At 50.8% G+C, this 16,301-nt stretch carries 9 protein-coding genes; 1 reads left to right on the top strand and 8 read right to left on the bottom strand.

Annotation, left to right across the window (positions count from 1 at the left end; translation table 11 throughout):
- Positions 1 to 3: 3 nt before the first annotated feature.
- Together P9H32_RS02270 and P9H32_RS02265 are read right to left on the bottom strand one after the other, a co-directional pair.
- A complete protein-coding gene (locus tag P9H32_RS02270; RefSeq protein ID WP_322607239.1) occupies positions 4 to 1,224 on the bottom strand; it encodes an aminotransferase class I/II-fold pyridoxal phosphate-dependent enzyme in 1,221 nt (406 codons plus the stop codon).
- Positions 1,225 to 1,240: 16 nt separating this feature from the next.
- Positions 1,241 to 1,585, bottom strand: a complete 345-nt coding sequence (locus P9H32_RS02265) for a hypothetical protein (RefSeq protein ID WP_322607238.1) — start codon at positions 1,583 to 1,585, stop codon at positions 1,241 to 1,243.
- Positions 1,586 to 1,919: 334 nt separating this feature from the next.
- Here P9H32_RS02265 and P9H32_RS02260 point away from each other — a divergent pair, with 334 nt between their 5' ends.
- Positions 1,920 to 2,717: a PEP-CTERM sorting domain-containing protein gene (locus P9H32_RS02260; RefSeq protein WP_322607237.1), complete on the top strand. Its 798-nt coding sequence runs from the start codon at positions 1,920 to 1,922 to the stop codon at positions 2,715 to 2,717.
- 66 nt (positions 2,718 to 2,783) lie between these two features.
- Here the strand turns inward: P9H32_RS02260 and P9H32_RS02255 are convergent, their stop codons facing one another.
- From P9H32_RS02255 to P9H32_RS02230, 6 genes are all read right to left on the bottom strand, one after another.
- Complete coding sequence (locus tag P9H32_RS02255) at positions 2,784 to 4,001, bottom strand: SGNH/GDSL hydrolase family protein (protein ID WP_322607236.1); 1,218 nt, start codon at positions 3,999 to 4,001, stop codon at positions 2,784 to 2,786.
- The gene (locus P9H32_RS02250) at positions 3,998 to 5,818 is read right to left on the bottom strand and encodes a sulfatase-like hydrolase/transferase (RefSeq protein ID WP_322607235.1); all 1,821 of its coding nucleotides are present in this window, start codon (positions 5,816 to 5,818) and stop codon (positions 3,998 to 4,000) included. Before P9H32_RS02250 ends, P9H32_RS02255 begins: the two co-directional genes overlap by 4 nt.
- Positions 5,819 to 5,893: 75 nt before the next feature.
- A complete protein-coding gene (locus P9H32_RS02245) occupies positions 5,894 to 8,836 on the bottom strand; it encodes a family 16 glycosylhydrolase (RefSeq protein ID WP_322607234.1) in 2,943 nt (980 codons plus the stop codon).
- Positions 8,837 to 8,862: 26 nt separating this feature from the next.
- Complete coding sequence (locus P9H32_RS02240; protein ID WP_322607233.1) at positions 8,863 to 12,264, bottom strand: malectin domain-containing carbohydrate-binding protein; 3,402 nt, start codon at positions 12,262 to 12,264, stop codon at positions 8,863 to 8,865.
- A gap of 84 nt (positions 12,265 to 12,348) precedes the next feature.
- Positions 12,349 to 15,603 carry a hypothetical protein gene (locus tag P9H32_RS02235; RefSeq protein WP_322607232.1) on the bottom strand — a complete coding sequence of 1,085 codons (3,255 nt, stop codon included), beginning with the start codon at positions 15,601 to 15,603 and terminating at the stop codon, positions 12,349 to 12,351.
- A gap of 550 nt (positions 15,604 to 16,153) precedes the next feature.
- Positions 16,154 to 16,285 carry a hypothetical protein gene (locus P9H32_RS02230; protein WP_322607231.1) on the bottom strand — a complete coding sequence of 44 codons (132 nt, stop codon included), beginning with the start codon at positions 16,283 to 16,285 and terminating at the stop codon, positions 16,154 to 16,156.
- Positions 16,286 to 16,301: the final 16 nt, after the last annotated feature.

Here is a 16,301-nt window from a genome sequence, read left to right as displayed (position 1 = left end):
TTTTCAGAATTTCAGGTCTGCCTTCAGCAGACGTTCTTTCAGCTCGTTCAGCACGCGCTCGTCGTCGTCTTCGCCGGCAGATTCAAAAACGGCACCGAAACGCACAAACGGCCCGGTGTTATCCCACGGCACCGTGGAAATACCGTAGTTTTCAATCAGGAACAGCGAAGCCTCCTCAGCGTTGGCAAATACAACATCGCCGGCTCCCTTGGGCGCTTTCAAATACATAAAGAAGGTGCCGCCCGGCATTTTTGCATCGAAACCAACTTCTCTAAGCACCTCAGCCATTTTGCGCAGGCGCTTGGCATAATGATCACGGATACCGTCGGCCAGACTTATGTCCGCAATGCCGGCACAGGCTGCTTTCTGAATGGCCAGAAACTGACCGCTGTCGCAGTTGTCTTTGATGGTGGCCAACGCATTCACCGCCCATTCAGCTCCACAGAAAAAGGCAATACGCCATCCGGTCATATTATAGGCTTTCGACATGGAGTGCAGTTCGAGGGCACAGTCTTTGGCCCCGGGACGCTGCAGCAGCGAAATGCGTTCAGAATCGTATACCAGCGTGGAATACGGAGCATCCTGCACAATCAGAATATTGTACTTTTTCGCGAAGGCGATCAGCTCATCATAAAACTCCGGAGTTGCGACGGCTCCGGTCGGATTGTTCGGATAGTTGATGTAAAACAGTTTGCAGCGTTCCGCCAGAGCCGGATCAATCTTTCCAAGGTCCGGAAGAAATGCATTTTCTTCAAGCAGCGGAATGTCCACCACCTCGGCACCGAGATATTTGGAATGCGTAGCCATGACCGGATACCCCGGAACCGTCTGAAAAACGACATCGCCCGGATTCACAAAAGCCAGCGGCAACATAGCCAGTGCCGGCTTGGTGCCGATGCTGTGGTTAATCTCTTTCGCGGGATCCACTTCCACACCGAAAAAGGTTTTCATATAATCCGCAGCCGCCTGTTTGAAGTCAGGTCCGCCGTTATCGGCATAGCCGCGGTTTTCCGGTTTATCGCACTCCACCTTCAGGGCTTCGCGAATCGGCGCCGGTGCAATCTGGTCGGGTTCGCCCACACCGAAATCCAGGATTTCAAGATCCGGATGCAGCTCACGTGCTTTTGCTTTGGCCCGTTTGATTTTTTCAAACTTATAAATTTCGGTGGATTTACCGAACTGGGTACCGCCGATGCGTTCGGCAAACAGTGCTTCATAGTTCATGTTTATATCTCCTTAATTAAATGAGGTCCTTCATCGGCGAAATCAACCGATCGAGTTCTTTCTCCAGATTCGCAGAATCAAATTTTCGCAGGTCCAGTGACCGCGTCTGATTGTCGTAAACTCCGTTTTCAATGGTCGGATTCTCCCGATACAGCCCGATCACCAGCTTTTCGCTCAGCATATCCGTACAGAAATAGACCAGATCGACCACCAGGCCGCTGCGCGTCTGATATTCCTTGGAATACACATACTGGAGATTCCGGGCATATTCGCCCCGGATCGTAAACTGATCCTCGGTTCGGCGGTGCTTAAAACCGCGTTTGGTCATGGCTGTTTTAATGATGCCCCCGCTTCCGAGCATGGAGCCCTCCTTTTCCAATGGTTGGAACTGATTGCAAAGGCGCAGATAATTGGAAATCCATCCCCTCAGTTCAAGGCTAATCGGGAAATCGATACATTCGGGCCTTTCCCGGCCCGAACCTTCGACTCCCGGAATATCACAATCCCCGCCGAAATACCCGTATGCGTGCTCAATTGAAATCCGCCAAACCGTGAATCTGACAACTTCTGCTAATTGTTAAAATAATAAACTTATGGTCACTCAGCAACCTTGTGTAGATTTACAGGATGTCGATGTTTACGTACTCACCAATCGGTGATTCAAATCATGGGCGGACAAATAGGAGAACATAACAATGAAGAAATACGCACTATTGATGTCTATAGTCGCCGTATCCACGGTCGGTCTGGCCGAAATGGTTACAGTGACCGACCAAATGGACACCTTAAGCAGCTGGTCGGCAAATGCCAACTGGACCACCACCGGCGGAATTGCAGAAACCACTTCCGACGCGCAGTTCATGACACTGCAGACCGGTGTCGCTGCCCCGGAAGCCTCCGGAGACTGGGTATCCGCAAAGATCAAGCAAAGAGTCACCCTCGGTTCTGCAGGCCTGAGTGCAGCCAACCAGTATGCAAGCCGAATTGCCATTTCCGGTGATGCCACAGGAGCCTCCGGTCTGGCAAAGTCTATGTGGACCCGCAGAGATGCTGATGCGGTCCCCGGCCAAATCTGGGGTTCCGCCGTATCCGTACAGGGCGCAACGCCAAACTGGAAATTCGGTGGTTGGAACAACATCTCTGAAATCGGGCTCAGCTCCACAACGAATGCCATGAGTGACTGGTTTACCAGCGAAATCGTAATTACGAAGACCGAAACGGCATATGACGTGGTGATCAACTATTACGACGGCACAGACGCTGTGGTTTGGACCGACAGCCTGGCGGGTACCGATTTGGGTGATCTCGCAAACTCCGGAACCTGGTATCTGAACATGGGCTCGGAATACCAGTTCACGACATCGGCCGATGTCGCGAAACTGGAAGTGGATCAAGCCACTCTGACCTCTTCGATTCCGGAACCGGCCACGCTGGGACTGGTTGCTGCGTTTGGCGGAGCAGTACTGTTTATTCGTCGCCGCTTTATGCTTTAGACGTCTCCTCGTCTAAAACAAACCCCGGCCCCCGTCTTGTTCAGGCGGGGGCTTTTTTCAGGCCTTTTACTTGCTGATCAGCGAACACAATACCGAATAATTCTGTTCCGCCAGCTGCTCGGAACCGTAAGCGGTAAAATGAACATTCCGAGGAATCATCAGCTCCTTCATCCGGGGCAATACAAAGGCATAGAGATCATTCACCGCAATCCCCGCTCGTTCCATCAGCTTTTTCGCCGGCTCGTTATACGCCGACTGATCCAGAAAGACGATGGATCCTGAACAATCCTTCGGTATCGGGGTCGTGGTTGCAAAAACCAGCTGTGCACCGGTCCGCTTTAATTCCGTAACGAACAGCTCCAACTGCTGAATATACTCCTCCGGCGAAAACTGAATCCGGGCGCCGGGCTGATCGGCATTGATCGTCTTATGATCAGCATCCACATGCTTCATGGCATGAAGCCCCCAATTGAACTGAATTACGTCCCAGCCGCGCGCTCCCCCCTTTTCAATATATTCATCCACGATTTTTTTCCAATCGGGCTGCGCATCATTATAGGTGGTACCGCCGGAATAAACGATGGCCTCGCCGGCGAACCGGTTGCGTGTAGCACCGTAGTAACCTCCGACGATTGAATCGCCCACCATCAGAATACGCGGCCGGTCAGGATCCTGTCCTTCATTGAACGCTTCAAAAACAGCATTGGCCACCTGCTCCGCCATCAGCTGAGCACCGAGAGGCGTCGGCAGATTCGAATCATTCTGCACCATTTCAGACAAACGTGTACGCGTGTAGTCGCCCAGGTCGTTAATCTTCACGCCGCTGGGCCCGAGCATCTGTTTAAACCGTGCATTGTAATTCCAGTCAACGGCACCCTCATAACCCGGCATTGCTCCGCGAACCGGTGTCGTGGTGCACCCCACCAGAAAAGCCCCCGATTTCCGGAGCGCTTTAATCAGACCGGTATAAATTCCCCACGTCTCTTCATTTTTTCCCCGCGGTTCACCGTTTTCATGAAACATCAGTTCGCGGCCATAGGAAAAATGAATAACATCATACCCTTTTCCATAGACGTACGTATTACAGAAGGTTTCCCAATCCGGCTTCCCGACTTTTGGAAACGGAACAAATGTGCAATGCGCTTTATCACCGATCAACTTTAACAGGTCCGGCTTATAAGCGAACATAACCTCATCGCCTAGAAACAAGACTTTTTTGGATGCCACGGCCCATGCCGGCAGAACCGCCGCTGAAGTCAGGGCCATAAAATGGCGCCGATTCATGATACCTCAGGAATGATTGCGGCCGGAATATCCAACTTTTTATCGTCCGCACCGAGCGCAAAATCGGTGATGACATAATCATTTTCCTTCGACCAGTTAATCTCCGCCCGGCGATCGCCCAAAACGATCGTACCGAGTTTATTCCGGAACCAGTCCGCAAGTTTTTCATACTTCGGATCATTCGCCACATTCCAGCGCTCATCCGGATCGACCCTCAGATCGTAAAGACACATCTGAGCGTCTGCGCGCGGGCAGTCGAGCGCCCAACGGATATTCGCCCCAGGCTTCTCGCCCCACTTATCGCCCGGCTTTCCATCCTTGTTTCGGGTCTTCATGGAAAAGGCAAAATCGCGCGAACGCATGTAGGCGCGCGGTCCCACCACATGATTCATTTCGCCGACGATATATTCACGCTGCCCATTCTGCACGGATTTCCAAAGACTGGAACCGTCCAGATATTGGAAATCACGCCCGTCAGCTTTCAGCCCGGCGGCCTCATAAAAGGTCGGCGCAAAATCGACAAATTCCACCAGATTTTCTACATGCTTTCCTTTAGGGAAAAGACCTTTAATGGACGAAGCCGCGATAACGGCATTGTGCGTGGATTTATCCCACGGTCCGAATTTGGCTTCAATCCCCTGCTCACCCAAATGCCAGCTGTGATCCCCGCAGACATAGACGATAATCCAGTCGCGCCCCGTTTTTTTATTATATTTCAAAAAAGCGTCAATGGATCGGCCTATCTGCGAATCGCCATGTGCACAAAACGCATAATAATCACGAATCGCCTGCAGTTTTTCCTCTTTCCGAAGATTGGAAAAATTCATTTTTTCGTGCAGTTTTTTCAACTGCGCAGGAGCCAGCTCGATTTCCGCGGGATCGAATTCCGGTATTTTATAAGGAATCTCTTTTTCCTTCCTTTTAAAGCGATCACGGAATTCCTTCGCCGGCAGTACGGGCGAATGCGGAAAATGGAAACCGAGATACACAAACTGCGGTTCGCCGGTGTCCGCCTCGTTTTCCAGATACCGGATAAACGAACCGGCAATTTCTCCGTCCAGCGTTTTTTCCGTTGGCTGCGAACTTTCCCCTCCGATAATCATACCGCTTTGATCGCGGGTATAAGCCCGCAGAATTCCGCGCTCCCGATCAATCGCCTTACGGTTTTCCTCGTCTTCGGGCAGCAGATCCTTTCCTTTGCCGCGAGAGGTGTAATATTCCTTCGTCGAGCCATCGGGATAATAGAACCGCTCCACGCGTTTTGAACCTTCCTTGCTCCAGACGGTCTCGGGAAAGAAGTCGGTTTTTCCACTCTTCTGCAGATCGTTTTTCTTTTCCACAACCACGTCATACTGATCAACTGTTTTCCAGGTCAGTCCGGGGCCCCAGTCAAAAATATAGTATCCGTGCTTACCGAACTGGCAGGTGGTATAGCCCGCCGAGCGCATCACCTGCGGAATCGTCTTTTTGCATGGATCGGCCGCCTGATGATTCTGCTCGAAACCATACACCCCATTGCGGAACGGATACTGCCCGGTATGCATCGAAGCGCGCGACGGCGCACAGGCCGGCGCATTACAGTAAGCCTGACTGAACAACGTCCCCTGCTGTGCCAGCCGGTCAATATTCGGCGACATCACATAACCGAGCGGACTCAGCTTTGTTCCGCGTACTGCTTCGTTATAACAGGCCAGCGAATCCGGCCGCTGATCATCAGTGATAATCCATAGAATATTCGGCTGCTGCTTTTTTCCAGCCAGCGTTGCGGCGGCCATTCCGGCCGCCAGGGAAGTTCCCAGAAAACATCTTCTATTCATTCCGTCATTCCATTCCGTTGCATTTAATTCGACCGAGTATTAGACCATTTAATTCCCGAATCGAAAATACGCCTTTCAGTTAGATTGGACCCCTTGGTTCAGCTCGGCTGTTACGCGGTAAAACCGGTTGCTTGAGAGGAATTCATTCACAATTTCAATTCTGCTTCCATTTCCGGCAATCCCGTTGGTAAGCAGATTCCATTCCTCGGAAAGATCGTCACTGGTTTCGATGCTGTACAACCGCCCCGGTTCGGCATCGAAGTAAATGGTAAAAGATCCGGCATCCGGAACACTGCTTACCTTGAAAACACTTCCCGCATCCTGCGGATTCGTTCCGGCAATAAATTCATCCCCGGAAAATGATCCGTCATTATCCGTGTCGGATTCATAATCATCCGCCGTCACATCCAACTCATTTTCCACTTCCCACCAGTCCGGCATTTCATCGAGATCGCTGTCGGAATAGGTGATCAACATAGAGTTTGGATCGCCCACCCTATTCCCCGAAGCCTGTGATAAACCATTAATGGCCGATTCCGTACTTTTATCCCCGTTATAATTCACATGCCCGTCCGGATGGTCAAAGAACAGGTTATCCTGAAGCCAAAAATCCGAGTGGTTGGCCCAGAAGCCTTCACCCCCGTTTCCTGCAATAAGACTGCGTTGAATTGTAATCATGGGTGATCCCCATTGATCGGATTCGACACCGTCGGCGCTATTATTGATGATCGTGCAGTCCACGAGTTCAACCGTACCGCAATTATGCCGAATCACACCGCGCCCAACCATATTGGTGTTGGCGGAAATCAGACAGTTGGTCACCAAAATCGATGTATTTTCCTCATCCCACTGCATATGCAGGAACCCGCCGGTTCCTGATGTTTCGTTATGGATTATCTGTGAATCTGCAATCTCCACCACCGCACCGTTCCGGGCACCAAATGCCGCACCGCCGGCATATTGACCGAAAGACTGATTACCGGAAAATTCGCAGTTTTCAAAACGAACCTGCGTCAGTCCCAGCCCATCAACGCCATCCACGTAGGCACCGCTTCCGCCACCGTTGGCGGGGTTATGGTCAATAGTCCGGCAGTTGGCGATAACCACATTGGTGCAGGGACCTTCGATATCAATGCCGTGCTCATAATTTCCGGTGGTTCCCGTAACCGTAAACCCATCAAACCGGAAGCCCTGAGTGCCTTTTATACTGACTGCGGAATACCCATCCGGCGGCGTATCAATGAGGGTTGGATGTTCGATAAAATCGCGATCTTCAATCGAAATATCGCCCACTGCAAATCCACCGTACACCTTCAGATTATGCATACCGTAAAAAGTAAGATATTCGGGATAATATCCCCCCGCAACCCAGATGGAATCACCGTCATAGGCTTCATCAATCGCAGCCGGAATCGTTTTTTTGGCCTCGGTCCAGTTCAGCCCGGAATAACTGTCGTCCCCGTTGGCTCCATCGACATACCACGTCGTATCGGTTTCCGGCTTAATCCACGCACGGACATAATCTACCTCATATGACGTCCCCAATTTATGCAGGTTGGAATTGATCTCCACGATATCGTTGAGCCAACTGTTGTATTCATTCCCTACCATAAGCCGTTGACCAACCGTAAAACTTCCGGTCTCACGGGTGCGGTAAAGCACGCCGTCAATATAGATTTTACAGGAGTCCTTATCCCACTCGAACCCGTACACGTGAAAATCATCCACCATATCAAACGGCAGATCATAATGCTCTGGATCGGCAATGGACGTTCCTCCGTTGTCATCCACGCCCTCCGGTGTCGGCGTTTTCCAGATATGGAAATTACAGGAATAGTAATCTTTGCGCCCTTCGACTCCGGACGGGCATTCCAGCATATCAATTTCGCGACCGAATGAGCTGCTGCCGCCGGTCAACCACCAGGTGGTCATAATCGGAAAATCAAGCGCGCGGCATTTGATTTCAAAGTAACCGTAACGACGAACCGTCGTACTCTGAAAATACCCCGATGAAATAGAATATTCACTTTCCGATACCGAACCGACCGGACCGTCTTTCCAGTCGGTGGTCAATACCGCAACGCCATTGGACAGGGTCACATTGTTATATTCATGATAAACCGGCTTTCGTCCATCCCACGAAAGCGGCTCCCACTTTTCCGCATCCAGCACAAAACCGTCGAATTCATCCCACATCGGCTCATAGGCAATCCAGCCCGTCAGATTAGAGGAATCAGTGAACGGATAAACACTCCCCGGCTCCGGATCGCCCATCCATACCGAGAAGTTGTCCATATGCACTTCCAATATTTTCCCGAATGCCTCGATACTCATTCCGGTATTGTTCCAGCCTGTGGAGTATCCCGCAAAAATCTCGGTTCCTGTCGGAATGCTGAGTTCCTCTTCTGTTGAGGTATAGTTTACGGAATCTCCATCGGTCAGAACCGCCTGTGCTTGCAACGCCCCGCCCACATCGCGAATGGTCCACTCCACCGAAAACCAAATACTGGTATCGGTATTGTCCGTGTTCACCCCCAGCGTACTGTGCGATATCCACCCTTCAATCCACGGGTCATCATTAAGCCGGTTGCCGATGGCCCCGCCACGCTGAGCAATATAAAACCCTTCGGTCGATCCGCTCTCCCAGTCAGGCGTAGTGGAAATCATCAAACCGAAAATATGATTGTTGAAGTAATTCGTTATATTTCCGCCGCCGGCATAGACATAACGGAAATCAGAACGGATGACCGCTGACCCACCGGATCCGATTGTAAATCCGGTCTGGTGCGGAATGTGATAATTCAATTCCGCCTCTCCATCCAGCACCGCATACTCACTGTTCCAGCCGGTAAAAAGGTCTTCCTGACTTCCCCCATCCGATTTGGGATCCCAGTTCCCGGCAATGGAAACTCCCGGGGCATAGATACTGAAATCATCTGAAACAACCGTGATGGCCGACTCCGCCGAATGGGTCAGAAAAAAACACGAAACAACTGCAGTTAACACTGAGATTCTCATCGTTAAATCACTCCCTTTTCCTGTGATTATTCAATCTCCACATCAATACGGTAAAACCGGTTGGAACTCAGAGCAGGATCGATGATATCGAGCATATTTCCAGTGCCTGAAACACCGTTGGTCAAAATCTGCCACTCTCCGGACAGTTCACCCGCCACCCGGACAGTATACGTGCGATTGCTGGAGGACGGAAAAGAAATACCGAAACCGGAATCCTCCGCCCCTGCTTCATCAATTCGAAAACGCGACAACGAATCGAGCGGATCAGTATCGGCAATAAACTCCGCATAGGTATCAAATCCATCACCGTCATCATCCACACTTTTCACAGCATTGCTCAGGCTGAGCCCCTGCTGCAGCACCCAGTCGGAATACACCGGCCCCGATGCAACGGCCCGCACAGCTTTAATGGCATTGATTTTGGCATGGTTTACCGCAGCATAGAAATCAATATCCAGTGACCCGTCATTTACGGTGGTATTGAACGGCTGATCGTACGCCACGGCGCGGCCGGCTTCCGCAACCAGGTCCAGATTGCTGATCACATTTTCCCCTTCAAGGTCCACACTGAAAATGCGGCCGTTCGTGACATCGAACCAATTTTCAGCCATATGCAGCGTCACAGTATAATCTCCGTCAGGTACCGGCACAGCATACGAAAAATCTTCACCATACCGTTCATGAACATAGAGGGTGTCTTCTTCGGTTCCTGAAAAGTCGGACGTGCTGTCCATTCCGACGGAACCGCCGGAATAATAGGCGTCGGCACGATATACCGTACCATCGGATGCGATGTATTCCGGACCGGCACAGTTTACAGCATAGACCTGCTGAACATCCGGCTCCTCCAGCGCCGCCCGGATCACTACTGAACCGATACCGCCGATACCCGAACCCGGAAAAGAAACCTGAATCGTATTTTCAGCCTGCAGCAAATTCGCCGGTAGCGGAATCAGCTTGAGACTTCCGTATTCACTGCCGTTATCCAGCCGATCGGCGCAGTCTTCCAGCGGAACATCCAGTGGTGTTCCGTTAAAAACCACGTCGAGATCATTATCCAATCCGGAATCACGGCCCACGGAAATACGAAGCATCGCCGAACGGGCCTGCGCATATTCAGGAACCGCCACATTGAATGTTCTGCTTCCGGCAAATTCCTGCCGAACCAGATCTCCATAGTACGGCACTTCATTGAGACGCATTTTTTCAGCAAAGCCGGTACTGTAGTTTATCTCAATGGCCAATGCTTCACGAGCGCCGATCTGCAGGCCTTCCAGCGTCTGCACCTGTGTCTCCGTGAAAAACGGCGTAAAATCAGTGTTCCGGCCGAAGCGGCGCAATGTAATCGTTTCTATTCCGGTCGTCGGAAGATTCAGGGCAAGAGCGTCCGCTCTATCCGCCAGATTATTCATCAGAATAAACAGCTTTGTTCCGCTGACATAGGCCTGCGTCTGAATATCCGGATCCTCAAGCATCACGCGAACGCGCCGCCCCTCCACATTCCGGAAAAACTTAAAAAAGTTCACATAGGTCGACTCATGCCACACCTCACTGTTTTTATCAAAATTTTCTTTCACCAGCAGTGTTGAATAATAGCGAGGATTCCATCCCGCTGATTCCAGCAGAATAAAGGGAACGGCTTTGCGCACCACATGGGGATTATTCATAAATGCCAAGGTATTCGCGATGGCGCTGCTGACCGCCAGATGTTCACTCACCGACCGCCGCTTCATCTCCCATTCAAACACCGTTCCGGCAAATGAATTGCTGGGAAAATAAGTATCGGCAATCAGATCCAGTGCCCCTTCCTGATCGGTCGAGATATATCCCCCGTGCTCACTCAGCACCATATCCACGGTTTTTCCATGCGTATTGAGTGCATAGTTTTCCACCATATCCAGCACCCCTTCAATAGGCAGCCCCGTGGAAACCCGCCCGACAAAATCGTTCTTATTCGTATCGAAACTCATGTAGTCATAAATATGGAACGAATAAAAATCGAGATCGCAGCCGGTATTGGCCATAAACGTATCGAGCCCGAAATTCTGATAGTTGTTTTTATAAAAATAGCCGACCGACATGCAGGGGCCGCCCACCGCCACATCCAGCCCATTGGATTGAACATGATTTTTAACGGCAGTATGAAGATCGGCAAAACGCTGATCGCGCCAGACCCGCCAATTCGGCTCATTCACAATTTCATACGTTTTCGGGCGCGTCCAATCGGTGTAGCCATATTCCAGAACCGCGGCGACATATTCCGCATAGGCATTGATATTCACCGCATGTAAATGATTGGCACTGTCTCCTTCTGCATACCAGGCATCCATAAAATCAGGAACACTTCCGTATCGGTCGTGCGTGGCCACATCCAGATTCGGATTGAATGAATCCATCATCCAGGCGGAACTGCCGCCATTATCAGCCCTCAGGTTATTCGTTAGATAGGCTATGTCTACCTGTCCGGGATTCTCTGAATCCTCACGAACCGCGCTGCTCCATCCGGTTGTTCCGTATGCGCCGCCCAGTTCGCGGCCGAAGTTCATCCCTAGCTCTTCAATATAATAGGTTTCCTGAGCATCATTGTTCGTCCTTGTTTCAAACTTACGGCCGGCATCGCTCAGGTTAATAAATTTCCGGCGGTCGAGCTCAAGGTGCCCTCCAATGGCCACACTCACCTCCGGATCAATCAGCAGATGAACCGGTTCGGTTTCCAGCGGCGGCTCTGCAGCCGCCTGCGTATAGACCTTCCAGTGGTCCACCTGCAACTCAACCGGAAACGATAAATTCCACGCCCGGAAACCCGGACGCATGGTTCCGCCCCACGAGCCGTCATCAGTCGATTGCGTCCATGCAGAAGCTGTGGTTCCCAGATCCGTATCCCGGCTTACATTATACGCATGGACGATGCCGGTGAATGTATTGGAGAGCGTGCTGCGGGTGATCACCTGCGAAATTTTAATCCAGTCATTGGAAGCCGATGGAGGAATAACCACCACCGCTGCGTCGCGACCCACCGAATAGCCGCCGTCGGCCCGTGCAGAAAGCTCAGCCCCGATTGAGGGGGTGTCCGCCCCGGAATGCTGCGCCTTTTCAGCAAACCCGATTCTGAACAGATCTTTTGCGGAAAACGCCGAACGATCGCCCTGCAGCCGCAATGTGGTTTCAATAATCACCGACTCACCTTTTTCCAGCGTGTAACCGGCATAATTCTGCGCCCGGTTATAACTGCTGGTGCAAACCATATATCCAATGCCTGCGGTATCTTCCGCAATCCAGCCGAGCTGGGCACTCATCCCCTGAATCGTATTCACGGAGGTGCCGTCGAAAAATCCCTCCGAGTCCGAAAATCCGATTTCCAGTACAGATGTCCCCCAAACCCGTGCTGCCGCAAACACGAACAGCAATAGCCGCTTCCGATACCTCATTATTAATTCCTCTTCATTCTATATAGAGAAAAACCCCGCCGCAGCGGGGTTTTCCCTGTTTCTTATATTTCCGCGTACCGATGTTTACTGGGCATCCAATTGAATAAACAGCTGATTGGAAATAAGCGGAATATAGTTCGTTACCGTCATCCACTCATAATCCAGAACGGATTCTGTGGATGTGAAGGTGGCCGGATCCCAGCCCAGCATAAGATTCTCGGTAGATTCCAGATTATAAGTGATACCGCTGACCGGATCCCTGCGTTTCTGATAAACATACACGAACGAATCATCTCCTGTTCCCGGTGCCGAATGTATGGAAGTATCCATGACCGGAAGATTCCCGACATTTTCAGGATCCAGCGGATCGCCACCGAAGGCATATTCAGCGCTGTTCACAATCAAATCGCCATCGGGGTCAAGCCCTGCGGCCGAATTCGAACTGACCAGTCCGCTGTTCTGTGCCCAGAAGTCATACGACGCCAGCGCACCGGAGATCTTCACTTCCATTTCGTAGACATAGGCATTAGCGGCATTGTCAAAATACCAGCCCATGGCATTGACGTCCGTGAACCCGCTTCCGTCTGTTGTCGCGCCAGGAGCCAGATGGGCTGATGGATCGGAAATATCGAGCTCATACCACGTTTCCGCAGCCACGTCCGAAACATACACCGGTTTCGGTTCACCGCCGGAAACATAGTTGGCGGCATATTTCGTATCACTCACATACCAGGTGCTTCCATTACGAACAGCGGCGCGTACGGAACCGTTGCCGGCCCCCCAGGTCCAGCTGCCGAAATATACATACGTACTTAACGGCGCGTTATTTACAGCATCAAGCGTCGATTCGCCATATCCCATATCCGACACCGGCATGAAAAACAGGCCGTTACCAAAGGCATTCCATCCCGACGTGCTCATACCGATTTTTCCACCTCCGGCGGTATTGGCCTCCGCATAAAAATTCGCGGTGTTTGCATGAATATCCTGCTGCAGCAAGGCATACAGCGTGGGACCGGTATACCCGTTCTCATCCGTTACAAACAGCGGCGAGGACAGATAATCAACATACCGCACGGTATTTCCCGCATTGGTTACAACGGTATTGTCTGCAACGAAGTCCACTTTGTAGGCCCCATAGCTTCCGTCCATCGCAAAGACCGTTTCAAGTCCGATCGGAGCAGCAGAAAAGTTTGTGCTGGCCGTATTCGGCGCAAGATCGGAATCAAAGTTTGCCGTCAGGGTATAGCTATTGGTCACATCATTCCATCGCGGTGAATCCGTGAATGAAGTTTCAGTGATGCCATCCGCCACCACATAGGTTTCACTGTCCGGCGTTTCCACAGTCAACGTATATCCGCCCATCGCATCCAGCACCGGATCCCATTCAATAGTAACGGAGCGGTCGGCCGGCAGAACTGTGGTTACCGTCGGAGCAATCACGTCCGGAAGATTCCCGCTCGAGTGTGCAATACTCACATTTTCGACCGCGGCAAACAGTTCCGAATTGTATTCAGCCTTTTTTGCATTGGGATGACGCCCCATGGCAAATACACCGGCAGTTGCATCGTACATTTCCTGCATGGTATCGGTTTCAAACTCAATCAGAGTGGAGCTCGTGTTAACAACACCGGAAACTGTATTGGACAACGATGCCCAGGCCTGATAAACGCCCGGCTCACGCGTCTTGCGGATTTTCCAGCTGACATTCAGAAGATCTGTGACCAGATCACGTGGAGCCTCAGAATTTCCGAGATAGGACTTGCTTACAGCTAGAAGCGGTTTCGGATTCCATCCGGCTTCACTCCAGCCCAGGAAGGCCAGACGATTACTGTCAATATCATTGCCCTCCTGACCAAACGTCACGTAGAGATTGTTTTCAAAACGCACGCCCAGATAAAACATGGCCATCATGGCTTTATCTGCATCCAGCGCTTCAGTAGAGGAGCTGGTGATACCGAAACTCAACACACCCTGATTGTTATGATCCGAATCATCTGTTCCTGCAGCCGTCACACTGACCACCACATCAAACGAACCCTCAACGGCATCATCTGCTTCATTGCGCATCAGGCGATCCACATACACTGCATTACCCACAGTTTCATCAAAAAAGTTGGAAACCGAAACCGTGTCCGCCCAATTGGTTCCGCTGTCCGAAATTACATTGAATGCATTATTGCTGCTGCCGGAAACCGCAACCCAATCAGCATCTGCAGCCAAGTCCCCGCTAATGCCGCTGAAATCGGTGGAATACACCGGAGCATCGCTGTAGATGGTTTTCGGCGTGGCTGATACTTCATCAGAAAATACCGAGTCACCACCGGCATACTTGGCAACAACAGAATAATAATAGGTCGTTCCGTTAACGACGGATGCATCTGAATATCCCTCACTGCCAACCGTTGCCAGCGGCGCACTATACGATCCCGGAGTAGTGGTACGGTAAACTTCATATTGAGTCGCTCCGGGCATGATCGTCCAGGAGAGATCAACCTGACCATCCATACCAAGCGCTCCAACGCCTGTAGGTGCATCCATCGCAACATCAAGTTTTTCGAAAGTCACCTTTTGGATATAGTTGGTGTTGCTCACATGCGTTCCTCCGGCACTGTACAGCGTGAGGTAAAGCTCAGACGCATTCCAGGCATTGGAACGTGCAATACCGTAATCAGCGCCGGACGAAGTAACACCCGACAATTTATTACTCGTTAAAACAGAAACATTAAATTCGTCCTGAATATGAGATTTGGTGATGGTGTAAACCGTCTGCAGATCGTCCGAAAAGGGATCAATATAGGCCGCACTGTCATACGGAGCTTCATTGGTATAATACCCGTATGGGTTCAACCCAAGATCAGCGCCTGATAAGACATAGGTCCCCGGGCCGTTCCATTGCTGGCTGTCGGGAAACTGGTTGAATTGACCATCTTCACGAATGGACCCCTCCTGACCGAAAACGAACAGGTACGTATTAATCAACTCTTCCGAAGTTCCTGCTGTGGCCATCGTGTTGGTCTGAATTCCGAATCCGAATAAACCGCTATGCTTACGTTCGCTGGACATACCAATACGGTAATCCACGGTAATCCGAACACTTTCGCCGAAGGCCAGATCAGCCCCGCTCGTCGAATACATAATTCGGTCACCCTCCGGCTCCAGCATCAGTTCCCCGTTAACCACGCTGTTCGTCCAGCCGTTAGTCGAAGTCACCCAGCCATTTACTCCGTTAATATCTCCATCAGACCACGTGCTGAAATCCTCACTCCATATTTCAGCAGCCTGTGTCGCAAGCGCCGTTATCCAGGCACACGACACCAATAACAGTAATCTTTTCATCTCATTTCTCCTCAGATCAACCGCCCGGAATGAACATTTTACATGTGACCTAGCCCCTTGGATAGATCAGCGGCCTTTATTGTGATGGTAAGAAAGGTATTAATGTTAAGGGTCTCACGCAACAATAATAGTGTCATTTTTTTATGGATTTCTATTTTCCCCTTGTTTTTCAGCCCATTATGCCGACATCTTCACCTATCCAAAAGATAGACAGGGGCGATCAAAAGCATTCAAAATATCTGCAAAAACGGGACCATAAAGACGCACATATGTTTTCTTTAACATTTTATCCATTTTGTACATTTCACTGATTTAATAAACCGATGCGTCATAAAGTCCTCCACGTGCAACTTAAGCCTCAAGCCAACCCGTCTTTCACTCACGGCACCGAATAAAATCGATTACAGCGATTAAAAATAACATCCCATGCAGTGCCAAAAACTCGGCCCTGAAACAAATGTGCAGAATGCGCCGATCCAGGCAAATGCGTGAACCCCCAAAAAAAGCCCCACCGGAGAGGCGGGGCTTTTTGGGTCAATACAGAAGGCGGTTACTGTTTTTCGAGATGCAGTTTCACGAAGATTTTACCGGACCCTGAATCAAATACCGTTTCGGTGATTTCGCTCATTTCAAAGTCATTAAGCGTAACCACAGTTACTTCACCGGTAGCCCAAGGCCCCATAATGAGATCTTCTATG

This window comes from Pontiella agarivorans (assembly GCF_034531395.1).
Taxonomy (GTDB): Bacteria; Verrucomicrobiota; Kiritimatiellia; order Kiritimatiellales; family Pontiellaceae; genus Pontiella; species Pontiella agarivorans.
The sequence above is the reverse complement of the archived record's forward strand: the minus strand, read 5'-3'. Positions and strand labels throughout refer to the sequence as shown.